Below are 23,682 nucleotides of genomic sequence, written 5' to 3' on the forward strand. Positions count from 1 at the left end.
TCAACCACAGCGCCTCAGGAACCCATCAGGCTCCTCGGTCAGCCTTAACGCTCACCAGCGATGTGACCTGACGCCGCTCAAGCGCGGTCGATGTCAACCATGGCCTCAGCGAATACCTGCGACGCTTCTTGAGGCAGGTTGTGACCGATGCCGCCGGGCCACCATCAGTGACAGCTACAGATTGAACCGCTGCTCTTCCATTCCGGCGGTCGTTATCAAGCTGCATTGAACCTAATTTTGGCCGTCTCAGCGCGCAGTCGTATCGCGATACGATGGCATTGGGATCCCCCGGTGATTGAACCCGGGCCAACCGAATCTATCATGTATGGCGAAGATTGGCTTGCTTCAAAAAGCGGGCGTTGGGCGGACGTGATCAGGCTGAGCCGAGAACCTACATAGAGTGCATAAAATCCGTTAGGCAACGATGCCCGACCGTTCATTCCCTTGCATGGACTTTAAGACCACAACGGATGGTACAGTCGTTTCGCTTGTTCTTGGCCCTGTTTTGTAGCCCATGGCGGCGGCAAGATCGCCGCATGCCTGATGAATGCCTACAACTGCCTGGCGATCAGCTTCCGCGCGCCGCCGCTCGCCGCAGCGGCGTGAAATCCGGCCGAGCGCATGGATATCGAGTGAAGGATTTCGGCTGTCCGACCGCCTGCGCAATCGGGAATCTTAGCAGGGAGTATGCTTTCGCACAGCACAGGAGAAGAACATGAAAAGCGATGGTTCTCGATCGGACAATGCCATGATGGCACTGGTGCAACGTTCTTGGTGCACCACATGCCTGCGGTTTGTGGCGATGGCGGCTTGATGATAAGCTCACAGACGTTGGAAATGGCGCTTCTCAGGCTGAATTTGGTCGTCCCGATCCTGGAGACCCGGCATGCGACATGATCCGCTGGGAATAGGCAGCAGACCAGTTTGCGGACTGGAGACTGACCTTTCGCAAGCCAGTTTCAAGTATGCCGGCCGCTATGGCGCCAAGGGTGGTATGTAGCAGCCATGGAGGATCTCACGCCCAATAGTGGCCGGCATTAATGCAGGCGGCACTCACCTCGTCTCGGAGCCAGTCGAGTAGAGAGAATGCACGCGTTCTGATCGAGGAACCCGGCACAGTATGGGCCGATAGCGGTGTAACCCCTTGGGTGATCGGGGGGCTAGTACGCTTGCTTCGTCTTCATAACGACTTCGGACGACAAGAGGACAAGAGGAGAACTGGTCATGCTCAGCGACCGGGATCGGATTTTCACCAACCTCTATGGGTTTCACGATTGGCGGCTCGCCAGTGCACGGTTGCGCGGAGACTGGGATGGGACATCAGTTCTGCTTTCGCAGGGACGGGACTGGATTGTCAATGAGATCAAGGAGTCAGGGCTCCGCGGCCGGGGCGGCGCGGGATTTGCAACAGGACTGAAATGGTCCTTCATGCCGAAATCATCCGATCATCTGCCCAGCTATCTTGTCGTCAATGCCGACGAGTCCGAACCTGGAACCTGTAAGGACCGTGAAATCCTGCGCAATGATCCTCACAAACTGATAGAGGGCTGCCTGCTCGCATCGTTCGCCATAGGTGCGCATACTTGTTACATCTATATTCGAGGCGAGTTTATTGAGGAAGCCGCTCATCTGCAGCACGCCATTGACGAGGCCTACCGTGCCGGTTTGATCGGGCGAAACGCCTGTGGATCTGGGTGGGACTTCGATCTTTACCTTCATCGTGGTGCAGGCGCCTACATCGCCGGGGAAGAGACGGGCCTGCTCGAGAGCCTCGAAGGGAAAAAGGCGATGCCCCGGATGAAGCCGCCATTTCCAGCGGGGGTCGGTCTGTACGGCTGTCCGACGACGGTGAACAACGTCGAGACCATCGCAGTCGTGCCGACGATCTTGCGACGGGGAGGCGCGTGGTTTGCGGGATTTGGCCGACCGAACAACGCAGGCACCAAGATATTTTCGATTTCCGGCCATGTGAACAGGCCGTGCAATGTCGAGGAAGCCATGAGTATCCCGTTGCGCGAACTGATCGACACCTATGCGAGGGGAGTGCGTGGAGGGTGGGACAACCTTCTCGCGGTCATTCCGGGAGGCGGTTCGATGCCGCTTCTGCCGAAGAGCATATGCGATACGTTGCTGATGGACTTCGACAGCCTCCGCGATGTCAAAAGCGGGTTGGGCACCGCCGCTGTCATCGTCATGGATAAGTCGACGGACCTGATCGCTGCCATCGCTCGCCTGTGCGCGTTCTTCAAGCACGAAAGCTGCGGCCAGTGCACCCCCTGCCGGGAAGGAACAGGGTGGATGACGAGGGTCATGTACCGGATGGTCGAAGGCCGAGCCGATCCGAACGAGATCGACTTGCTGGAACAGGTCACGCGGCAGATGGAAGGCCATACGATTTGCGCGTTTGGAGATGCCGCCGCCTGGCCCGTGCAAGGGCTCATCCGTCACTTTCGTCCAATGATGCTTGAGCGGATTGCATCGCACCAGCGTGAACATCAATCAATTCTCGCAGCGGAGTAAGTCGACCATCCACCCTGTCGGATGGCCTCAATCCAATGATGCTGAATTGACACCGAACGTTCGGAGAACGTCATGGCACCGAAATTGAATAGGGATCAGGAGTTACACGCGTACCGCGATATGCTTCTGATCCGGCGCTTCGAGGAGAAGTCCGGCCAGATGTACGGCATGGGCCTCATCCGCGGCTTCTGCCACCTCTACATCGGCCAGGAAGCCATTGTCGTCGGCATGCAGATGGCGACGAAAGACGGCGACCAGGTGATCACCGGTTATCGCGATCACGGCCACATGCTCGCCTGCGGCATGGATGCGAAGGGTGTCATGGCCGAATTGACGGGACGCCGCGGCGGTCTGTCGAAGGGCAAGGGCGGCTCCATGCACATGTTCTCCAAGGAGAAGCATTTCTATGGCGGCCACGGCATCGTCGGCGCGCAGGTGTCGCTCGGCACCGGCATCGCGTTCGCCAACCACTATCGCGACAACGGCAATGTCTGCCTGACCTATTTCGGTGACGGCGCGGCCAACCAGGGCCAGGTCTACGAGAGCTTTAACATGGCAGCGCTCTGGAAGCTGCCGGTTGTCTACGTGATCGAGAACAACCGCTATGCCATGGGCACGGCCGTCACGCGCGCTTCCGCGCAGACCGATTTCTCGAAGCGTGGTTTGTCCTTCGGCATTCCGGGCGAGCAGGTGGACGGCATGGACGTTCGCGCGGTCTATGCCGCCGGTCGGCGCGCCATCGAGCATGCCCGCTCCGGCAAGGGCCCGTATATCCTCGAGATGCAGACCTACCGCTACCGCGGCCACTCGATGTCCGATCCGGCGAAGTATCGCACGAAGGACGAAGTGACCCGCATGCGCGAAGAGTACGATCCGATCGAGCAGGTGCGCCGTCGTCTGCTGGAGACCTGGAAGCTGTCGGAGGACGAGTTGAAGGCCATCGACAGCAAGGTGCGCGAGATCGTCAACGAGGCGGCCGAGTTCGCCACGCACGATCCCGAGCCCGATCCGTCCGAGCTCTACATGGATATTCTGCTCTTGGCACCCTAGAGCATCGGACCCAAAAGTAGATTTCACTTTTGGGTCCGATGCTCCACTCCTCGAAGAGCGCATCGTTGGACGCGGAACCGGAGGTCCGCGTCAGCGAAAACCGAGTCCACTTTTCACTAGCGTGGCCTTTCCGGTCCGCACGATGCGCTAAGGGCGGGGTCTCAAGGCAAGACTTGAACTCCATTTGAATCCAACAACGCCCCTATTTCAACAAGTCGCTCATACACCTAACCTGCCATGGCGCGAGGATCCTTCGGTCGGGAATAGGGTCGGGTATGCTGATCCGATCGAGTGATCAATGGTGCAGTTCTTTCACTCAATCTTAGACCTGTTTTGTAGCCCAGCCCGGTGGCAGGATCGCCGCCGTCACGAGACGCCATTGCTTCGTCTTCAAATCGAGGATTCCTCTTGTTCATCGCTTTTCTTCTTTCCAGGATCCGTGCCTACTGGCGGTTTCGCGCGTCCATTCGAGAGCTGTCCCATCTCTCCGATCGCGAACTGGATGACATCGGCATCTCCCGCTACGAAATCGATACCGCCGTATAGATCCTCGGCTCGGTGAACGAGACCGAGAAGTATCGAAGGTGCTGCACGCAAATCCGCTCGCGGGATGGCTACGCGCGGAGGGGACGAGGAACCCAAGCCGCGAGATCGACTCAGTCTCGATCGGCGAGAACCGATTGCAACATCCTTCAAGCATCAGCTATGCGCCGGCGCCATGGAGAGAAACATGTCGATAAAGCTCCTTATGATCCTGCCCCTTCTTGTTCTCCCGAGCATGGCCCGGGCGGAAATGGGTGGCAGCACGGATCGCGATCGTGTCCGGCTGGAGGTTGAGGCCATGCAGCGGGATGGCCGCTGGGAGCATGCCATTGCGGCAGGTCGTGCCAACAAGGAAGCCTTCGAGGCGCTGCGCCAGACCCAAGATCGGCTTCGGCCGCCCGCAACCAGATACACGGCGCCGGCATCAGCCCGTTAGCTCCGGAATTCGCGCAGGCTCGTGCGGAGCCGCACCGCGGGCCAAAGCACGGTCCAGTGCAGTCCAGATCCGCGGCCATGTCGAGAACGGCGAGATTCGCCACCAAGTCGCACCCAAGGCCGAGCGGAGAATTTGACCTCCTTCAAACCGGAGCGGCTGCCTCCAGTGACAGACCGGTGCCGGATCCCATGATCTGATCACAGACGAACCTCAGGACATCTGTGCTCACCGACTGGGATTCCCTCTCCGGCCTGACGATACAGGCGCAGCTTGCTCGGTGGACGGCCCCTCCCCCGCAAGCAACCGGATTGCTATGCGTTTGGCCTGCCGGGCAGGCTCGATGCTGCGGGTCATCTGTGCGACGGCGGTCGCGCCCTCGTGCAGCAGATTTATCTCGGCCGCAATTCGCTTCGGCTCGGCAAACCGCGCCGCATAGGCGAGCTCCTCAAAATACGCCAGCGCCAGGCGTTTGTGCAGTACGGCTGCACGAAACACGGGATTGCCGGTGTCCTTATGCTCCCCTGCGGCGCTCACGAAAATGCAGCCGCGGAATCGCTCGTCACGGAACCAGGTTTCGAGGAAATCGAATGTCGCGAACAGACGCTCGACCGGATCCGTCGCACGCTGCTCGACAAAGGCCCGCATGGCGTCGCGCTCCTGCTCGTCACGACGCTCCAGAGCGGCCAGGATCAAATCCTCTTTGGTTTCGAAGTGTCGGTACAGCGTCGTCTTGGCGATCCCCGCCTCTGCGATGATCAGGTCGATACCCGTGGCGTGGTAACCGTGCTGGTTGAACAGCCGGAGTGCGGTCTCGAGCAGATGATCTCGAATCTCTGAACGACGCATCAGACTCTCAGAATACGTTACAGATCTGTATCTTTATCTAATCAAAACCACCTCAGAAGCAAGAGATTCCAAGGCGAGGCCCGCATTTTCGCAAAGGCGGATTGGCAATTCTGCTCTTCGTGACGTCTTCCCATTAGATACAGATCGGTATATTTTATCTGCAATAGATACAGATCTGTATCTATTTTTGGACTGGCAGGGCGTCCTGCCTGACCCGGATCGACCAGGAGGGCCAATATGCCCTGGACAACTAAACGGACGTGCGCGTGTTACCCTGTCGCCGAAATTGACACCGCCTCCCGTGGAAACTTGGCGTGGTTCCTGCGGACGGTTGCGATCAGCCTCCTTCTGCTTTTCGCGCTCGTCGGTGTCCCACGTGCCAGTGCAGGCGAACTCCATCAGCTCAATGCGGTCTGGATTCCGACAGCAGACGGGAGCGCTCAGCCAACAGATGCTTGGAGAGAGTTCTGCGAACGGAGTCCGGGCGAGTGTATGATCAATCCCTCCGAGCCTGCCACAATCGAGCTCGATGAACGTGTGTGGAACTTGATCATCACGATCAACAAGAAAGTCAACACCGCCGTGTCGCCGCAAGAAGACATCAACCACTGGGGTGTGATTGACCGTTGGGACTACCCGGACGATGGCTATGGAGATTGTGAGGACTATCAGATCCTCAAGCGGCGGCGGCTGGTCGAGGCGGGATTGCCGCGGCGGGCCCTTCGCATGGTTGTGGTACTCGATGAGCTGGGCGCAGGCCATGCCGTCATGGCTATCCGGACCGACCAAGGTGACTTTATCCTCGACAACAAGCGAGATGCCGTCCTGCCATGGCATCAGACCGGCTACGTGTACATCAAGAGCGAGGGTGACCGCACTCACGCCTGGATCTGGCTGAGCAACCAGGCCGTCGTCACGTCAACGGCGAGCCGGTAATCAAGGTGCCAAGGGCGGCAGGTGATCCAATGAATTCTGCAACGCTAATCTCTGGCGCTTTCGATATCGTTGAATCGAGCACGGAGCTGTTCTCGGTCTTGCGAGCTAAAGCGACCCACATGCCACGGTTACTGCACGGAAGCCGTACGCGCATCCTGACCGCCGACACCGGCGAAAGTGCCTTTTACTTCCTGCGTGACTGGGATCATCTGGTCGACTGGCTCTATACCCGGGCCAATCTGTTGGGCCCGATGGACGGATGGGTTCTGGCTGACGAATACCATGACAGCCCCCAGACGTCAGCAATCCGGGACAGGTATATCCCGATGGCCCGCCTGAGGTTAGTGAGACTGCGCGATGGCATCAACTCAGCTTCGCTGCGGTCTATTCATTACAATGATATAAAGAGCGAGGGTTATGGCGAGTTTCGCAAGCTTTTTGCAGAGAAAGGAGAAAGCCTATGACTGGTATGACTGAGCGAGCCATTCTGGCCGGAGGATGCTTCTGGGGCATGCAGGATCTCATCCGCCGCCTCCCCGGTGTCGTCTCCACCCGCGTCGGGTACTCTGGTGGAGACGTGCCGAACGCAACCTATCGCAACCACGGCACGCATGCCGAGGCTATCGAGATCATCTTCGATCCCGAGAAAACGAGCTTCCGCGACCTACTGGAATTCTTCTTCCAGATTCATGACCCCAGCACGAAGAACCGGCAGGGGAATGACCTTGGTCTGAGCTACCGTTCGGCGATCTTCTACACCTCGGACAAGCAGCGACAGGTGGCCGAGGACACGATCGCCGATGTAGATGCTTCAGGCCTGTGGCCTGGCAAGGTCGTTACCGAGGTCGCTCCCGCGGGCGACTTCTGGGAGGCGGAGCCGGAACATCAGGATTATCTCGAGCGCTATCCGGGCGGCTACACCTGCCACTTCGTCCGCCCTGGCTGGAAGCTGCCGCGCCGCAGCTCTGCTGCTTAGCATTGCGAGCATTGAGCGTCGGCCCCATCCAGGAGACCTCAATAAACAATAGGGCCCGGAGCAATCCGGGCCCTTTGTATGGCTGGAGCGATGAGCGGTCGACACCCGCATCCGCTGAATGAGCTCTTCACGAAGCACCAATCTTTGGGCGTGAAACGGCAATGCAGATCATCAGAAACGATCACCATCCGCGATTTTCGCAAGGCTCGGCAACTCCCGCAACATCGAGACAGTCGCTGACTAGACGTCAATAGGCACGAAGCAAATGACGATACCCGCGAATACCTTGCAGGCCCGGTCCCTGCGGATACAGCAAGGATCGCTGGCATGGGACCTAATCATATTGAAGTTAGCCATGGCGATCCAACTCAAGGCTGGTCCTGCCGCACGGCCGAGCTTCTGCAAACAGGAGCATAGGAATTGCTGCCATGCGAGAGAATGTCTATGATTTGGCGGCTATTACTCCTCTAGTCGGAAGAATAAGGGGGCGACGCTGTGGACCGCCTCGACGCCATGAAAGTCTTTGTGGCGGCGCTTGATGAGGGCAGCCTTGCTGGCGCCAGTCGCAAGCTCCACCGCTCGCCGGCCGCAGTGAGCCGGGCCATCGCCTTTCTGGAGGAGCATGTCGGCACGGAACTCCTGCACCGGACGACGCGATCGATCAAGCTCAGCGAAGCGGGGGAACGCTACGCTGCCGCCTGCCGGCGCGTGCTCATCGATCTCGATGAAGCCGACATCATGGCGGCCGGTGAGCGCTCGGTACCGCGTGGGACTCTTGCCGTGACCGCGCCGGTCTTCATCGGTGAGACCGTGTTGGGCCCGATCCTCGATGCCTTCATGGATGCCTATCCGGCCGTGTCGGTGCGTCTGTACCTGCTGGATCGGTCGGTGAATCTCATTGACGAAGGAATCGATGTTGCCCTGCGCATCGGGCATCTTGCTGACTCGAGTCTGATTGCGACGCGGGTCGGCGAAATTCGGAGTGTTGTAGCGGCGGCACCGCGCTATCTCACGCAGAATCCGCGGATTGTGGAGCCGACAGATCTTGCAAAGCATCAGATCATTGCCTTCACAGGCTTTGGCCTCGACTCGTGGAGCTTTCCGCCGCTCAAGGGATCTTCTATAACCCGCACGGTGCATTTCACACCCCGGCTCATTGTCAACAGTATCCGGGGAGCCATAGTCGCTGCTGTCAACGGTCGTGGTGTGACGCGTATTTTCTCGTACCATATCGCCCAGCAGATTCATGAAGGAGCATTGGAAGTCGTCCTCAAGGATCATGAACACCCACCTTTGCCTCTGCATCTGATTGTGCCACAGGGACGTCTCTCGGTGCCGAAAGTACGCGCGTTCGTCGATCTGGCTCTCCCTCGGCTGCGAAGCCACTTCGCCCTTGCGAGCCGCCTCACCGGGTAGCCGCGCGACGGCTTACCTGACGCTGAGATAATTCGGGTTTCCGCGTGCAGCCCTGCCACACCGTAAATGCTGGCCAGCGACAACTGCTTCCCCATCGGATACGGCGTATCAATTTGCGGCCAAGCTCAAGTCCCCCATAGAGACTGATGGCAGGATCGGTCGACAATTCGCGAGCAACAATTCGCAGTCAAACGCCCTCACCTGCCCGCATTCTATCGCGCAATGAAAGAGTGTCTCCCGATCAGCGTCTATTCGCACCCGCATCGGACGAGGCTAATCTTGCATTCAAGGACGCTGTGTGGCCCGACGGGCAGCACCACCCTCAGCAAGGACGAAGGATCTCTACCATGAGCATCGATAGAAAAGTTGCCATCATTACAGGTGCCTCGTCAGGTATCGGCGCCATCTATGCCGATCGCCTGGCCCGGCGCGGCTACGATCTGATCCTCGTGGCGCGCAACCAGAGCCGCCTTGAGGCGCTTGCGACCCGGCTGCGGGACGAGACCGGCCGCTCGGTCGAGATCCTGCCTGCTGATCTGAATGACGACGCCGATCTGAGTCGGGTCGAGATGGTCCTGCGGACGAACAGCGCGATTGCGATGCTCGTGAACAATGCCGGCATCGGCGGGGCGGCTCCGCTGCTGGCCTCCGATGTTGACGCGATGGACCGGATGATCCGGCTGAACGTTCTGGCGCTGACCCGCCTGACCTACGCGGCCGCCCCGGCCTTTGTGGCGCGCGGTGGCGGCACGATCATCAACATCGCCTCAATCGTCGCCATCTCGCCGGAAACGCTGAATGGTGTCTATGGTGCCTCCAAGGCCTTCGTGCTGGCCTTCAGCCAGTCCCTCCAGCACGAACTGTCTGACAAGGGCGTACGGATCCAGGCAGTCCTGCCTGGCGCCACGGCGACCGAGTTCTGGGACATCGCCGGGCTGCCGGTGAACAATCTCCCTGCGGAGATCGTCATGTCGGCGCAGGACTTGGTCGACGCCGCGCTGGCCGGCCTGGACCAGGGAGAAACCGTCACCATTCCCTCGCTCGAGGACAAGTCCGAGTGGGACGCCTACGACGCGGCCCGTCAGGCAATGGCCGGCAAGCTCTCGCGCGCGAAGCCAGCCAGCCGGTACAATGCTGTGGCCGAAGACGCAGACCGCAGCTCCCTGGAATCTGCTCACTATTGATGGAGTTTTGGCATGATTATGTACTCGATGCGCTGGAAACCGCCTTTTTCCATTTCTGATTGATCTGAGAACCGACCGGACGACTGGATCAGTCATCTCACGGCTCTGCTGATAGATAAAATAAGAAAGCCACCGATGCGTGCGGCGCTCGCGCAGCCTGCATCGGTGGCTTTCTCGGCGTGCCGTCACCATGTGTGGTGTCGCTCCGGTCGGCACAACGGGCAACTCGGCGGATTTCCGCTCAAGCCTCGAACGTGGCCAAAGGCCGGGCCAACCTTTCACGTATCAACGCCGCCGCCCGCCGTCACTCAGTCCGATTCATTCAGGGTGAAGTGATGTTACTCAGCGGCGGGACACTACCTCCGGGGCCAGCTCTTGGCGGCCCCCAGAGGTGAAATCACTTAGACAAGCGCGATCGCAACATCGATGTTCCCGCGCGTGGCCTTGGAATAAGGACACGTCTGGTGTGCTTCATCGACGAGCACCTGCGCAGTTGCAGCATCGATGCCCGGCAGACTCACGTTGAGACGAGCTTGGAGAAAATAGGCGTCACCTGTGTGTCCGACGTCGACCTCTGCATAGACCGCGTGATCCTCGGGAAGAGCGATCTTCCGCTTGCCGGCCGCGATGCCAATCGCGCTGAGAAAGCAGGCCGACCACCCGGCAGCAAAGAGCTGCTCCGGATTGGTACCGCTTCCCGTACTCCCGAAATGGGACAGCTTGACATCAAGACGGCCGTCGTCGCTGCGAGACGCACCGTCGCGGCCGCCGGACGTACGGGTCTTTCCTGTATAGAGCACCTTCTCAATTTTCGTCATGGTGTAGGCTCCTTTGTGACGCTGATGGTCGTGTCTTCAGTGGAGCCGATAAATGTCCGGCCCAAGTATCCGGCATGTTTTCAGATCGACCGGAAATGTAAGACAGCGTCGTTTTCAGGGGACCTGATACAAAATCTTACAAAAACTCCTGTATCGCTAATGGCGCCAATGAAAATTGGCGCCCTTCGATATGCTCGGACAAGCGAAACCGGAAGGATCATATCTGTATCTCGGTGTATCTAACCGGACCGTTAGTACATGATTGCTCAAAACTCCGGCTAGGGGAACACAGTGGAGACACATTGACGTCAGCTTCTGTCGCTCAGGTTCACTCAGCGGGAGAGAAATCGATGACAGAGGAAATCAATCATCTGCGGCGGTACGTTGTGGGTGCGGGAACATTGACCATCGCGGCTACGAAACTCGGATTTATGGGGGGCGCGCAAGCTCAATGAAGCCGGTCCGATCGATGGCGCTCCAGTGATCCTTCTGCACGGCTGGCCTTACGACATCCATACGTATGTGGATGTGGCGCCGCTGCTCGCCAGCGCGGGTTATCGGGTAATCGTTCCCTATTTGCGTGGGTACGGCACCACGCGCTTTCTGTCGGACGACACACTCAGGAACGGCCAACAATCGGCACTCGCCGTCGATATCATCGCCTTGATGGATGCCCTTAGGATCGAGAAAGCCATCATCGCGGGCTGCGACTGGGGCGCACGGACCGCCAACATCCTGGCGGCTCTCTGGCCGGACCGGTGCAAGGCCATGGTCTCGGTGAGCGGTTATCTGATCGGCAGTATCGAAGTCAACAAGATACCCTTGCCGCCCAAGGCTGAGCTGCAATGGTGGTATCAGTACTACTTCGCGACGGAACGCGGCCGCGCCGGATACGAAAAGTACCGGCGCGACTTCGCCAAGCTGATCTGGGAGCTTGCCTCACCGAAGTGGAACTTCGACGACGTCACGTTCAATCGCAGCGCCGCGGCACTCGAGAATCCGGATCATGTCGCGATCGCGATCCACAATTACCGCTGGCGGCTCGGGCTGGCCGACGGTGAGCGCCAATATGATCATCTGGAAATGCGGCTCGCTCAATTTCCGGTGATCAACATCCCGACGATAACGCTCGAAGGGGATGCCAATGGCGCACCCCATCCGGACCCGGCGGTTTATGCCAAGAAATTCTCCGGCAAATACGAACATCGGCTGATCACCGGCGGGATTGGCCACAACCTGCCGCAAGAAGCACCGCAGGCCTTCGCTCAGGCGGTAGTGGATGTTGATCGCGCCTGACACGCGGACGGCCGCCGGACCAGTTACGAAGCGATCCCGTCCTGGATACGGCAGACCGGCTCCAGGACAGATCGAGACATAAGCAGAGGCGGATCCGGATCCAGCAGAGCCACTATTTAAACAATCGGATCGAGCAGGACCACCGCGCCATCAAGCACCGAGTTTGACCTATGCTCGGGTAAAGTCGGTGGAACGCTATCGGCCATCTTAGGTGGGGTTGAAATGATCCACATGCTGCATAAAGGACAGGCGAAGCATGCGTTCCATTCGAACCTGCCGCTTCCGGAGCAGTTCGAGTTACTCGCCGCTTGAAGGGAAGCGACGATCGTCTCCATTCCTTCAATCCCGGCCAGGATTTGCGCCAGAGCCTGGCAACGATGTCAGGAACCATCCGTGGACGACGAGAGGCATTAGCCCCGGTCGTTTCTCAACAAGCCGCGGCTCGGGCCGGATGGGGATCGTATCGCTCACTTGACGACCACGAGCGGTTTTTCTTTCTCGACTAAGTACGTAGCGAGCTCTGCTGCATGGCTGCTGCCGACATTCCTCGCCGCATGGGGCGTTCCGGCCGGAATGAACAGGGAGTCGCCAGCCTTAAGCGTGATTGGCGGCTTGTCCTCGAACTGATACTCCAGCGCGCCCTCAAGGACATAGGCGACCTCTTCACCCGGATGCGTGTGCATGCCGAACGCCGCTCCCGGGGCGATGTCGACGCGCACCTGGATAACCTCGCGTCCGGGCTGACCAAGATCGTGCCGTATGACTTCGGTGCGCCCGATGCCTGAAGGTCGCACCGTCTGAAGTCCAGGCTGCTGTGCCTGCGCCAACTGCAGCGTCAACCCGCCTCCGACGAACAGCACCGCTGCTGCAATAATTCGAGTCGTCTTCATGTGAATATCCTTGTGTCGTTCAGATCCATTGAAGATGGCACTTGTATCCATGATGTTTCGAACGATTGCTGATTTGTATTCCCATGCGTTTGCACTCCGGTGGGACACAGGGGCGTACCAAAGCATCCCCTCTCTGTCATAACCCGACAGAGTTGAAAGCCGATGTAGTTCTCAAGCGTTGGAGCACTCTGTACCGTAAGCAAACCGGACTAAATGCGGGAGGTTGCGCATACAGTCCGCCAACGTGGCGCTGCATCTCTGCTCAGTGCCGCTTGCCGTATGAGGGGAGGCCGCCTGACTCCTACATGGTGATACAGTTTGCGTCTATCTGAACACATTCGAGATACGAGCGCGCGTCAGACTCACCATAGCAAATCGATGATCAAAGGTGCGTGAAACTACTATGAAGAACAAAAATTTCTCTAATAAATTTAAGGAGACTGTATTGACCATGCTCATCAAGATGCTCGCTGCAGCCGCGGCGGCTATCGTTCTCACCACGAGCGCCCTCGCCCAGGGCGCCGGGGAGGTCAGCAATCCCCCGCCGTTCTTCCCCATCAAGGACGAGCCGGCACCCAAGCTGATCGTAGATCTTCCGCTTCCGGGACCGCTGGCCCGAGGCGCTGTTCTCATCCCGTACCGGACGGAGAACTTCCGCATCCTGCCGGTGTTCGGAGCGGCTGCCAGCAACGTCTCTCCACGGGTCGGGCATCTCCACGTCACGGTTGACGATGCGCCTTGGCGCTGGGCAGACACCGGAAGTGGGACCAATACAATCGTGGTGGTGGGATTACCGCCGGGCCACCACAAGGTGAAACTTGAGTTGGCCAGCCCCGAACACCACGTCTTTACCGGGCAGACGGTGACATTCACCGTACCAGAGGCTGGATCTCACCCACATTGAAGGTTGCGAAAGCTCTGCACAAGAGCCGGAGCGGCTAACTCCACTTTCGGAGTGGCTTCTAGACCGCCTCTTTTCATGGCCGAGCGTGCTGGCTACACAAGGGTAAGGTCACCCAAGGACTATCTCGGCAGCCAGCCCCCCTTCGGACCTGTTCTTGAGATTAAGCGATCCGCCAATTGCCAGTGCCAACTGGTGAGCGATGGCTAGGCCAAGACCAGTTCCACCTGTATTGCGGTTGCGGGACTGTTCAAGACGATAGAATGGCTGCAGAACAGCCTCAAGTTGGCCATCGGGGATGCCTGGCCCGTTATCGAGCACGGTGATACAGATTCGCCCTTCGGGCGTTTTCCTGACATTAACTTCAGCTTCCCCGGCAAATTTCAGAGCATTATCGATGAGATTTGTAAGGATGCGCCTGAGCGCATGTGGTCGTGTCACAACAACGGCATCGATTATCCTGGGAGATGTCACCGCCTTTCCGGTATCCTGATAGTCGAATACGATGCTCTCGACGAAAGAGCTGATATCGATACGCGCCGACTTCTCGACATTGCCGTACGCGGTTCTGGCATAGGTCACACCCTCGCGAACAAGCCTCTCTATTTCAGAGAGATCGTTGATCAACTTTTCCTTATCTGGACTGTCTTCCGCCATCTCGGCACGAAGTTTCATACGAGTGATAGGAGTCTGAAGATCGTGGGAGATAGCGGCGAGAATCTGCACGCGCTCCTCCAGATAGTATGCGATCCGATCCCGCATGGCGTTGAATGCCGTCGCAGCATAGGCGACCTCGGTCGGCCCTGTCTCCTCCAGACGAACCGCCTTCCTGCTCGGATCCAATGCTTCGGCTGCATTGGCGAGCCGAAGAAGCGGCCTGATCGCCAAACGCACTGCAAACCAGGTGCAAAGAATGAGAAGCAGAAGTTGTGCAATCAGAACATAGGGAAGCCAGACCGCGAGAGGCATGACCTTTGGCCTTAGATCGATCGTGACTTGTGCACCGTCGCTGAGCGTCACATGGGCCTGCAAACGTTGCGGGCTGCCGGGAATGGCTTCAACTGTGACCGGAAAGCGATGTCCCGCTGCCTCACGGATGGTTTCGGCAATCTCGACACCCAGGCGGCTGAGTTCGGGTACGCCGTGGAGACCGGGACCGAGTTCATATCGGTAGTTCCCCCGTTCCAGCATGGCGACCCATTGCTGGCGTTCGTTTGCGGGGAGGCGCTCAAGCAGGGCAATCGAGGTGCCGACATCTTTCTCCAGGTTACCGAGCATCATGGTTTTGGCGGTCATGTAGCGCTCGAGGAACAAGACGCCGAAGGAAAGGGCGTGCGCGGCTGCCAGCCCGGCAAAGAGGATGACAAAGAGCCGCCACCGCAGGGTTCGCGGGAAGGGGAAGAACCGTTGAAACCAGCCGATTATGTTCATTGCCGTGCCATGGTAATCTCAACCGACATCGCGAGGACATAGCCCTCGCTGCGGACGGTCTTGATATAGGCTGGCTCCCGTGCATCGTCGCGAAGGCGTTGTCGCAGCCGGCTGACGAGCAGGTCTATCGAGCGGTCGAACAATTCGGCTTCCCGTCCTTGGGTTAAATTGAGCAGTTGATCCCGCGAGAGGACCCGTTGCGGATGGTCCAAGAAGACACGGAGCAGGCGGTATTCGGCGCCGCTCAACGCGACAGCCGTTCCATCCTTGTCAAGGAGATGCCGCATTGTTGTATCGAGTTGCCACGCTCCGAAGGTGAGTAATTGCCCAACCTCCGTCACCTGAAGATTCGGCGGCATCATGCGTGTGCGGCGCAGGACCGCTTTGATCCTGGCAAGCAGCTCGCGGGCAGCAAAAGGCTTTACAAGGTAATCATCGGCACCCATCTCCAGACCGATGATCTTATCGGTCTCATCGCTTCGTGCGGTCAGCATCAGGATCGGCGTGGATTTGTGCTTGCCTGCTCGCAGTTCACGGCAAAGCACGAGCCCGTCGTCGCCCGGCATCATCACATCCAAAACAATGAGGTCGACCCGGTTGGCCTCGAGAAATGACCGCATTTGCCGCCCGTCCGCAGCGACAGTGACACGCAGCCCATTCTTCTTCAGGTAGTTGGAAACGAGTTCCCGGATCTCTCGATCGTCATCCACGATCAGGATGTGGTCTGTATGCTCCATACCTATCGCCCCGGATTGTGTCTGCTCCAGTTTAACAGTTCGGCCGATGGGGAAACCCCACCTCCTTTGGGAGATTTGTATCGATCTGTAACATTCCCGACGACCGATACACAGCCTGACAAAATTCCCGTCTGTGCTGTGCTATCCACCTATCAACGCAGCCTCGGCGTGGACTAACTCAGCGTCCATCCTATGGCATTAATCTTCAATCGTAATCTTTATGACCAAGGCCGAAGGAGGCAACCACGAAACCTTGCCCTTTGTTGATTTCCGTGTCGCCCCTGCCCCGGCCGCTGCCCCTACACTTCGTTACAATTCTGTCCCTCCAGGAAACACTCAGGATACTTTGCGCTGTTCAGTTGTGAAGCGAGTTCAACCCCGGCCCACCCCCCGTTCTGTATGGGTCGGGCCTGAGAGGACCAGCCATGACCCTGTTTGTCGCTTCTTATCTAGCGGGTGTTCTGACAATCGTCAGTCCCTGCATTCTCCCGATCCTACCGTTCGTCTTTTCGCGAGCAGGCCAGCCTTTTGCCCGCAGCGTGCTGCCGATGCTGGGCGGCATGGCGGTCACCTTCGCCGCGGTTGCGACGCTCGCGGCCGTGGGCGGAAGCTGGGCGGTGCACGCGAACGAGATCGGGCGTTCTGCCGCCATTGCGCTGCTGGGCGTGTTCGGCGTGACCCTCATCTCCTCACGCGCTGCGACCTTCCTGACCTGGCCCGTGGTCGCCCTCGGCAGCCGGTTGTCTGGTACACCGGCCACGGAAAAGCCGAGTGTTGGTGGATCGCTTCTGCTCGGCGCAGCGATTGGCCTTCTTTGGGCGCCCTGCGCTGGTCCGATCCTGGGGTTGGTCCTGACGGGTGCCGCCCTCCGGGGTATCAATCCGCAGACATCTTTGCTGTTGGTGGCCTACGCCGCTGGCGCGGCGACATCCCTGGCTCTGACGGTCGTTGCGGGCGGCAAAGTATTTGCCGGCATGAAGCGCTCCCTCGGCCTCAGCCATCGCATTCGACAGGGCTTAGGTGTCGCCGTTCTCGCGGGCGTTGCGACTATCACTCGCGGCCTCGACACCGGTCTTCTGACGCGCCTGTCTTATGCGAGCACTGCCGGGATCGAACAATCTGTACTGGATCGGGTTCATGATAACGCCGACACAGCTTCGACGAGTTCCCTAGGCCCCAGCATGAGGCTGGCTGCAAACGATGCCCGACCGGGCTATCGCAGCAGCCTGCCGATCGAGGGCAAGTTTCCCTCCCTTGATGGCGCCGTGAAGTGGGTGACCTCTGAGCCGCTGACGGCTGAGCGACTGCGTGGCAAGGTCGTCCTCGTCGACTTCTGGACCTACTCCTGCATCAACTGCATTCGCACGATCCCTTACGTGCGGGCCTGGGCCGAGAAATACAAGGAGCAAGGTCTTGTCGTGATCGGCGTGCATGCGCCCGAGTTCGCGTTCGAAAAGCGGATTCACAACGTGGAACGCGCGATCCAGAACTTTGCGATTACCTACCCGGTCGCGGTCGATAACGACTTCAAGATCTGGCGCGCCTTCCGGAACAACTATTGGCCTGCTCACTACTTCATCGATGCGGAGGGCCAAATCAGGCATCATTACTTCGGTGAGGGTGACTACCAGCGTTCAGAGCAGATCATCCAGGAACTGCTGGCGGAAGCAGCAGATGACCGGAGAGCCGACGGCGGCTTTGTAACGCCAGATGGACAGGGTGCTCAGGCCGCCGCCGATTTCGCAACGGTTCGCTCCGGTGAGACCTATCTTGGCTACTTAAGAGCGGCGAACTTCGGTTCGCCTGAACAGATTGCTGGCGGTCAGGCGCAGAATTATACCGCCGGGCAGTTGCGGCTCAATGAATGGAGCCTGGCCGGGAACTGGACGGTTGAAGCCGAGCAGGCTGTTCTCAATCGGTCCGGAGGGGCGATTTCCTACAAGTTCCGCGCAAGGGACTTGCATCTCGTTCTCGGTCCCGGCGCGGACGGCAAACCGGTGCGGTTCCAGGTAACCGTCGACGGCAAAGCCCCGGGGATGAACCATGGAGCGGACATTGATGCCGCCGGCAACGGGACTGTCTCGGAAACCCGGCTCTACCAGCTGGTTCGTCAGGAAGGGGATGTGCGTGAGCGCACCTTCGAAGTTCGGTTCCTCGATCCCGGCGTCGAAGCCTACGTATTCACTTTCGGCTAGGGGAAAATCCAATGTTTATTGATGATTGGCATCCTGTCAGGCCTCGCCCGAGATCGAGCAAAGCGGTTGTGATTGGCGCGATGCTCGGTCTTCTCGGCTTGGCGACTGCTGCCCAGGTCCCGTCGGTCGCAGAGCCTCTGCGACCGGTACCCGCTTCACTGATCAACCTACCTAAGGAGGATGGCTTACAGACAGCCGTTCTTGCCGGCGGCTGCTTTTGGGGCATCCAGGGCGTATTTCAGCATGTCGAAGGCGTCGTGAGCGCGACATCCGGATATGCTGGAGGAAGCGCGGAGACCGCCAGCTACGAGCAGACGGAAACCGGATTGACAGGCCACGCTGAAGCGGTTCGTGTCGTGTTCGACCCTCAGAAAATCAGCTATGGGACGCTGCTCCGAATATTCTTTTCCGCAACCCACGATCCAACGCAGCTCGATCGTCAAGGGCCGGACATTGGCCCGCAATATCGCTCTGCGATCTTTCCTGTGAACGAACAGCAGGCAAACGTCGCGGCCAATTACATCAAGCAACTGAATGAAGCCAAATCGTTCAGATCAGAGATTGCAACGACGATTGAGCCCGGGCAATCCTTCTATGAGGCAGAGCCGTATCATCAGGACTACATGTACCGCAATCCAACCCAGTCCTACATCCTGATCCAGGAGCGGCCAAAGACTGATGCTCTGAAACGCTTATTTCCCGACCTCTATAGAGAGCAACCTGTTCTCGCAGCTGGAAGGTTCGAATGATGAAAACGCTTTAAGGATGTCTCATATGAGGACCAGTGGGTGAAGGCAGGCTGACTACTGCTTCGAAGGGTGGAGCGGGTTTGAATCAATCCCGCTCCGGCCACGATAGCTGTCGATAGTGAGGGCGAGCCCCGCCATGCCAGTCCAGTCCCGCTGGGGCGAGACTGCCGCCCCGAAGCTCATGCGCGCTGCTTGGTACATTGGTCGAGCTCTCAACGATTGCTCGACCGGCTGTCCATCAAGAAACCGGAAACAGTCCGCTCAGGATCTCGCTGTGCTCGGGACTGGAACCGCATGGTCATCGAAACGAGGCGCGTATCTCCTCAATGGCTTGCTCCGGACTTTGCAGGTGGGGGTAGTGCCCAATGTCAGGCAGAAGCTTTATATCCGTCTTGATCTTTTCAGCGAACTCGATGCCCATTTCCTTTTTGATATAGATATCCCTCTCGCCCCAAACCACTTTCACCGGGATCGTTAGTCTGCTTATGTTCGCCTCGAAGTACTCTTCGTCTCGTGTGAAGTTGGAGTAGTAGTAATAGAAGGCATCCGCGGATGTCATGCCGCCATGGCTCCATCCACGAGACATGTCATTCTTGAACTCAGCAGAAATTTCAAACTGCTCTCCTTTTGACAAACCTCTCCTGAAGGCGTTTTCGAGAATTTCCCCACTCGTCTGGTTCATGTAGGCGCGTGTCTTAGCTGCCGAAGGTTCCGACTTCAGACTTTGCAAACTCTCGTACATATATTGGGGCCTGTTGAACGGAGCGAAGTCGCCAACAATGATGGTCCTCGCAATTTGTGGTTCTTCCAGAGCCAAAAGAAGTGCCGGGAGAGCTCCGATATCTGTTGCGTAGATCGTGAGCCTCGATGTAGCGATGTTCGCCTTCCTGATATACTCTCGCAGCACACGCGCGTAGTCTTTTGGCGAGTAAGAAAACCTGTCGGCCGAAGGCCTCGATGAAAACCCGTAACCCGGCCAGTCGATGGCATGGACTTCGTATTCAGCGGAAAGTGCCAAGGAAATGTCTTTCCAGGCACACAGCGTCTCAGGAAACCCGTGCAGGAGAAGTACGGTCCCTTTCGAGCTTGAGTTATGCGCCACCATTCTTCTGAGCGTGATATCAGAGTTGATTTCTAGGTAGTCAATGTCCAGTTTCTGCGCTTGCGCAGGATGATTGTCGTTGCATCCCCAAGCAACCGAGGAACCGAGAGCAAGAGTGAAAAAAGTGGGCAGCCACAGCTTGAACATGTCAGTATCCCTCAACGGTGTAGACGGCCAGGTTCCGGAGGTGGCATCCGGGGTGGAGAAGAGCCCACCCTGAATGTCGACAATACTGGAAGATTGGAACGGCGCCGACAGTTCACGAGCAAGGAGCCGGTCATAGCACCGGGTGACATGCCGCGTTACTTGGCGGAGCGACAGGCCGTTGCAGTGTTCTGGACGGAACTCACGCACCGTAGCCATTTGAGCACTCCTTCCCGGATATGTGCATATGCTCGTATATGCGCCTAAATCAACCGGGCTAAGACAAGCCTTGTGTCGCGAATCTGGAACAAAGGTGTCAAAAGGAACGGATCGTCCATCATGTAACCGGCTAGCGCCGCCGTCCCGATAGGTTCAATCAACGCCGCCCCCAATTGCCTCGGCAGTCGCGCAGCCCCCCAAGTTCCTAAGATAGGTCGACCGTCCCCCATCACGCGCCATGGAAGCTGGGCATTATATGGATGAAGCGGCCGTCGATCTGCCTCGCATAGTCGAGGCCCGTAGTGACGCTGGCTTTGAGACCCAACATCCCAACCTCGGATGCATGCAATGCCTTCTCTCCAGGCTAAGGCCTCTGCCAGATTCGCCAGACCCTGACCTTTGAGAGATCTGAAAAGATGCGTGGCGCAGCCGGAACCCGAGACAAATCACCTCATAAAGCCGGCAAGGGAAATAGGCGATCTTGCAAATCTAATTTGCCCGTCGGCCGGCACTGTCGAAAAAGTGCAAACGGTCCGGCGCGATGGTGAGCCCCACGGCGGTATCTGCATCGACTGCCTGGCCGTCGTATGCCACGAGGAAAACCTCACCGCCGGGCAGTTCCACGTGCAGCAACGAGGACGCGCCGGTATACTCGCTGAGGAGCACTCTCCCGCTGACGAGTCCCGAACCGGGGTCGGTCAGCTTGAGGTCCTCAGGTCGCATGCCGACCTGGCTCGAACCGTCTGGGTGGGCGGGCAAAGCTTTCGCGACCGAGCCGATCGGAAGGATGTTCATTTTCGGACTGCCGATGAACTGCGCCACGAACAGATTGTCAGGCCGCTCGTAGAGCTCACGTGGCGTGCCGACCTGCTTCACGAGTCCGTCACGCAGCACCACGATCTTGTCGGCCAGCGTCATAGCCTCGATCTGATCATGCGTCACATAGATCATGGTGCTGCCAAGACGCTTGTGCAGCGAAGCGATCTCGGAGCGCATGTGGACGCGCAGCTCCGCATCGAGGTTCGACAAGGGTTCGTCGAACAGAAACACCTCGGGATTGCCGACGATGGCGCGGCCGATGGCGACGCGCTGCCGTTGCCCGCCGGAAAGCTCGCGCGGATAGCGGTCGAGGAGAGGTTCCAGCTTCAGCGTTCGGGCAGCCTCCCCGACGCGGCGGGCCCGCTCTTCGGTTGGGACCTTCCGAACCTTGAGGCCAAATCCCATATTGTCGCGCACGTTGAGATGCGGATAAAGCGCGTACGACTGGAACACCATCGCAACCCCGCGACGGGCCGGCGGTGTCTCGTTGACGATCCGGTTCCCGATCTTGAGCACGCCTGAGCTGATGTCCTCCAGGCCCGAGATCATGCGCAGCAGCGTGGATTTCCCGCAGCCGGAGGGCCCGACAAAGACGACGAACTCACCCTCGTCGACTGAGAGATCGACGCCGCGAATGACTTCGGTCCGGCCGAAGTGCTTCTTGATGTTGCTGAGGGAGAGACTGGTCATGGCAAGATCCGATATGCGGCCGGGATTGCAATCTAGCCCTTCACGCCGGAGAGCGCGAAGCTCTCGATGATCTGGCGCTGGGCGATGATGTAGACGACGAGGATCGGGATGACGGCAAGGCTCGTGGCGGCCAATTGCAGATGCCAGAGCGGCATGCCGTAGGGATCCGTGAAGTTCGACAGCGCCAGCGGCAAAGTGAACTTCTCCAGCGATGAGACGAAGATCAGCGGTTCCAGAAAGAGGTTCCAGGAGTTGAGAAATGTAATGATGGCGACAGCGGCAAGCGCTGGTCGGGACATGGGCAGTGCGATGCTCCACCAGACACCCAACCGCGACAGACCATCCATCTTGCCCGCGTCCTCAAGCTCCTTCGGCAAGGCGAGAAAGTATTGCCGCATGAGGAAGGTTGCCATGATGCCCTGCGGTCCGAAGGTCGGCAGCAGGATCAGCGGCCAATGTGTGTCCACGAGACCGGCCCAACGCATCATGAAGAAATTAGGGATGATCGTCACTTCCTCGGGAACCATCAGCGCGGAGACAAGGAAGAGCGCAATCAGCGCCGCGCCGGCAAACCGCATGCGCGCCAGCGCATAGCCGGCGAGCGACGAGACGAACAGTGTCAATGCCGTCACGGTGACGGCAATGTAGAGCGAGTTGAAGTATTGCCGCGCGAAGGGCTGATGGTTGAAAACATCGATGAAGTTCTGCCATTGCCATTCGCGCGGGACGAGGCTGGGTGACCCGAAAATCTCAGCCGCGCTTTTAAAGCCGGATGAGACCATCCAAAGGAAAGGAAAGACGAAGGGAATGGCGACGACGCAGAGCGCAACCGTCCAGCAAACCTGATTGATAATGCGGATCCGACGCCGCGTGAGTGATGCAGTCACGTGTCCCTCCGGCGCAGCACGAGCTGGAAGAGTGTCAGGATCATCACGACGACAAACATGATCATGGCGAGCGCCGACGCGTAGCCGACGTCAAAGAACTGGAATCCTTGCTGATAGATGTAGAATGCGAGGACGAGCGTGCCGTTCTCCGGCCCGCCGCCGGTCATCTGATAGATATGGTCGAACACCTTGAACGATCCGATCGTGGTGATGACCATGATGACCAGCGTCGTGGGTCCCAGCAGTGGCCAGATGATCCAGCGGAAGATCTGCCAGCCCGATGCCCCTTCCAGCCGGGCGGCCGCCTCGTAGTCCCGCGGGATCGCCTGCAGCGCGGCGATATAAAGGATCATGTTGAGGCCCACCATCTTGATGACGCGGGTCACGATCACGGCTGCCATCGCCCAGTTCGGCTCGCGCAGCCAGTTGGGTCCATCGATGCCGATCAACGCGAGGATCTGGTTGATGAATCCGGCCTCGCCCTGAAGCAGGAATTTCCAGACGATCGCCCAGGCGACGGCCGATGTAACCACCGGCGCGAAGAAAACTGTCCGGAAGATGACAACGCCCGCGAAGCGGCCGGACAGGGCAATCGCCAGCGAGAGAGCCAGTGCCATGTTGAGGGGCACCAGCCCGATTGCGAAGATTACCGAGTTGCGGATGACGTGCCAGAAATCCGGATTGCGAAACAGCGCATCATTATAGTTGTCGAGACCGACGAAGGTGGCCTGTTGGGTGAGCAGGTTCCACTCAGTCAAAGAATACCAGACCACCGCGATCAGTGGCCCGACGAAGAAGATGAGGAAGCCGGCCAGCGTGGGGCTGATGAAGAGCCATGCCTCCATCGCCTCACGCATCTTCAAAGTGAGCCACGGCGCATCCTCGCGGCGCGCCGTG

Annotated in this window: 21 protein-coding genes and 2 pseudogenes; 14 read left to right on the forward strand and 9 right to left on the reverse strand. The window is 58.6% G+C overall.

The window, feature by feature from the left end; genetic code table 11:
* Nucleotides 1-1,224 precede the first annotated feature (1,224 nt).
* The 4 genes from nuoF (at nt 1,225) to JO965_RS14975 (ending at nt 4,549) form a co-directional block, all read left to right on the forward strand.
* Nucleotides 1,225-2,520 carry an NADH-quinone oxidoreductase subunit NuoF gene (gene nuoF / locus JO965_RS14960; protein WP_203439677.1) on the forward strand — a complete coding sequence of 432 codons (1,296 nt, stop codon included), beginning with the start codon at nt 1,225-1,227 and terminating at the stop codon, nt 2,518-2,520.
* A gap of 72 nt (nt 2,521-2,592) precedes the next feature.
* Entirely contained in the window at nt 2,593-3,570 is a 978-nt protein-coding gene (pdhA, locus tag JO965_RS14965; protein WP_203439678.1) for a pyruvate dehydrogenase (acetyl-transferring) E1 component subunit alpha, read from the forward strand.
* 348 nt (nt 3,571-3,918) lie between these two features.
* The gene (locus JO965_RS14970; RefSeq protein WP_371826790.1) at nt 3,919-4,116 is read left to right on the forward strand and encodes a DUF1127 domain-containing protein; all 198 of its coding nucleotides are present in this window, start codon (nt 3,919-3,921) and stop codon (nt 4,114-4,116) included.
* A 184-nt stretch (nt 4,117-4,300) separates the two neighbouring features.
* The gene (locus tag JO965_RS14975; protein WP_203439680.1) at nt 4,301-4,549 is read left to right on the forward strand and encodes a hypothetical protein; all 249 of its coding nucleotides are present in this window, start codon (nt 4,301-4,303) and stop codon (nt 4,547-4,549) included.
* A gap of 225 nt (nt 4,550-4,774) precedes the next feature.
* Here JO965_RS14975 and JO965_RS14980 read toward each other — a convergent pair whose 3' ends face one another.
* A complete protein-coding gene (locus JO965_RS14980) occupies nt 4,775-5,395 on the reverse strand; it encodes a TetR/AcrR family transcriptional regulator (protein WP_203439681.1) in 621 nt (206 codons plus the stop codon).
* 492 nt (nt 5,396-5,887) lie between these two features.
* Between JO965_RS14980 and JO965_RS47910 the strand changes: the two genes are divergently transcribed.
* From JO965_RS47910 to JO965_RS15005, 5 genes are all read left to right on the forward strand, one after another.
* The gene (locus JO965_RS47910; RefSeq protein WP_246776564.1) at nt 5,888-6,331 is read left to right on the forward strand and encodes a transglutaminase-like cysteine peptidase; all 444 of its coding nucleotides are present in this window, start codon (nt 5,888-5,890) and stop codon (nt 6,329-6,331) included.
* A 29-nt stretch (nt 6,332-6,360) separates the two neighbouring features.
* Complete coding sequence (locus JO965_RS14990) at nt 6,361-6,795, forward strand: hypothetical protein (RefSeq protein ID WP_203439683.1); 435 nt, start codon at nt 6,361-6,363, stop codon at nt 6,793-6,795.
* The gene (gene msrA, locus JO965_RS14995) at nt 6,792-7,307 is read left to right on the forward strand and encodes a peptide-methionine (S)-S-oxide reductase MsrA (RefSeq protein ID WP_203439684.1); all 516 of its coding nucleotides are present in this window, start codon (nt 6,792-6,794) and stop codon (nt 7,305-7,307) included. Before JO965_RS14990 ends, msrA (JO965_RS14995) begins: the two co-directional genes overlap by 4 nt.
* Before the next feature lie 495 nt (nt 7,308-7,802).
* Nucleotides 7,803-8,723, forward strand: a complete 921-nt coding sequence (locus tag JO965_RS15000; RefSeq protein WP_203439685.1) for a LysR family transcriptional regulator — start codon at nt 7,803-7,805, stop codon at nt 8,721-8,723.
* Between the two features lie 347 nt (nt 8,724-9,070).
* Entirely contained in the window at nt 9,071-9,907 is an 837-nt protein-coding gene (locus JO965_RS15005; protein WP_203439686.1) for an SDR family oxidoreductase, read from the forward strand.
* A 401-nt stretch (nt 9,908-10,308) separates the two neighbouring features.
* On the opposite strand, the gene JO965_RS15010 is transcribed toward JO965_RS15005, so the two are convergent.
* Nucleotides 10,309-10,725, reverse strand: coding sequence for an organic hydroperoxide resistance protein (locus tag JO965_RS15010; RefSeq protein WP_203439687.1), 417 nt, complete (start codon nt 10,723-10,725; stop codon nt 10,309-10,311).
* A 350-nt stretch (nt 10,726-11,075) separates the two neighbouring features.
* Between JO965_RS15010 and JO965_RS15015 the strand changes: the two are divergent.
* Together JO965_RS15015 and JO965_RS47915 are read left to right on the forward strand one after the other, a co-directional pair.
* Nucleotides 11,076-12,021: pseudogene (locus JO965_RS15015) on the forward strand (alpha/beta fold hydrolase).
* A 6-nt stretch (nt 12,022-12,027) separates the two neighbouring features.
* Nucleotides 12,028-12,333: pseudogene (locus tag JO965_RS47915) on the forward strand (DDE-type integrase/transposase/recombinase); the annotation flags it as partial.
* Nucleotides 12,334-12,488: 155 nt separating this feature from the next.
* On the opposite strand, the gene JO965_RS15020 reads toward JO965_RS47915, so the two are convergent.
* Nucleotides 12,489-12,911: a cupin domain-containing protein gene (locus tag JO965_RS15020; protein WP_203439688.1), complete on the reverse strand. Its 423-nt coding sequence runs from the start codon at nt 12,909-12,911 to the stop codon at nt 12,489-12,491.
* A 451-nt stretch (nt 12,912-13,362) separates the two neighbouring features.
* On the opposite strand from JO965_RS15020, the gene JO965_RS15025 reads away from it, so the two are divergent.
* Nucleotides 13,363-13,815 (forward strand): DUF6130 family protein, encoded by a 453-nt coding sequence (locus JO965_RS15025; RefSeq protein ID WP_371826883.1) that lies wholly within the window; start codon nt 13,363-13,365, stop codon nt 13,813-13,815.
* Nucleotides 13,816-13,923: 108 nt separating this feature from the next.
* Here the strand turns inward: JO965_RS15025 and JO965_RS15030 are convergent, their stop codons facing one another.
* The gene (locus JO965_RS15030) at nt 13,924-15,243 is read right to left on the reverse strand and encodes a HAMP domain-containing sensor histidine kinase (protein WP_203439690.1); all 1,320 of its coding nucleotides are present in this window, start codon (nt 15,241-15,243) and stop codon (nt 13,924-13,926) included.
* Nucleotides 15,240-15,980, reverse strand: coding sequence for a response regulator (locus tag JO965_RS15035; protein ID WP_203439691.1), 741 nt, complete (start codon nt 15,978-15,980; stop codon nt 15,240-15,242). The genes JO965_RS15030 and JO965_RS15035 overlap by 4 nt, the downstream gene beginning before the upstream one ends.
* Before the next feature lie 425 nt (nt 15,981-16,405).
* On the opposite strand from JO965_RS15035, the gene JO965_RS15040 reads away from it, so the two are divergent.
* Both JO965_RS15040 and msrA (JO965_RS15045) read left to right on the forward strand, forming a co-directional pair.
* Complete coding sequence (locus JO965_RS15040; protein WP_203439692.1) at nt 16,406-18,175, forward strand: cytochrome c biogenesis protein DipZ; 1,770 nt, start codon at nt 16,406-16,408, stop codon at nt 18,173-18,175.
* Nucleotides 18,176-18,186: 11 nt separating this feature from the next.
* On the forward strand, nt 18,187-18,924 hold the full coding sequence (gene msrA, locus JO965_RS15045) for a peptide-methionine (S)-S-oxide reductase MsrA (protein WP_203439693.1): 738 nt from the start codon (nt 18,187-18,189) through the stop codon (nt 18,922-18,924).
* A gap of 298 nt (nt 18,925-19,222) precedes the next feature.
* Here msrA (JO965_RS15045) and JO965_RS15050 read toward each other — a convergent pair whose 3' ends face one another.
* The 4 genes from JO965_RS15050 to JO965_RS15065 form a co-directional block, all read right to left on the reverse strand.
* Nucleotides 19,223-20,173, reverse strand: coding sequence for an alpha/beta fold hydrolase (locus tag JO965_RS15050; RefSeq protein WP_203444197.1), 951 nt, complete (start codon nt 20,171-20,173; stop codon nt 19,223-19,225).
* 705 nt (nt 20,174-20,878) lie between these two features.
* Nucleotides 20,879-21,898 (reverse strand): ABC transporter ATP-binding protein, encoded by a 1,020-nt coding sequence (locus tag JO965_RS15055; RefSeq protein ID WP_203439694.1) that lies wholly within the window; start codon nt 21,896-21,898, stop codon nt 20,879-20,881.
* A 32-nt stretch (nt 21,899-21,930) separates the two neighbouring features.
* On the reverse strand, nt 21,931-22,785 hold the full coding sequence (locus JO965_RS15060; RefSeq protein ID WP_203439695.1) for a carbohydrate ABC transporter permease: 855 nt from the start codon (nt 22,783-22,785) through the stop codon (nt 21,931-21,933).
* Complete coding sequence (locus JO965_RS15065) at nt 22,782-23,642, reverse strand: carbohydrate ABC transporter permease (RefSeq protein WP_203444198.1); 861 nt, start codon at nt 23,640-23,642, stop codon at nt 22,782-22,784. Before JO965_RS15065 ends, JO965_RS15060 begins: the two co-directional genes overlap by 4 nt.
* Nucleotides 23,643-23,682 lie beyond the last annotated feature (40 nt).

The sequence above is a fragment of the Microvirga sp. VF16 genome (assembly GCF_016864375.1).
Taxonomy (GTDB): domain Bacteria; phylum Pseudomonadota; class Alphaproteobacteria; order Rhizobiales; family Beijerinckiaceae; genus Microvirga.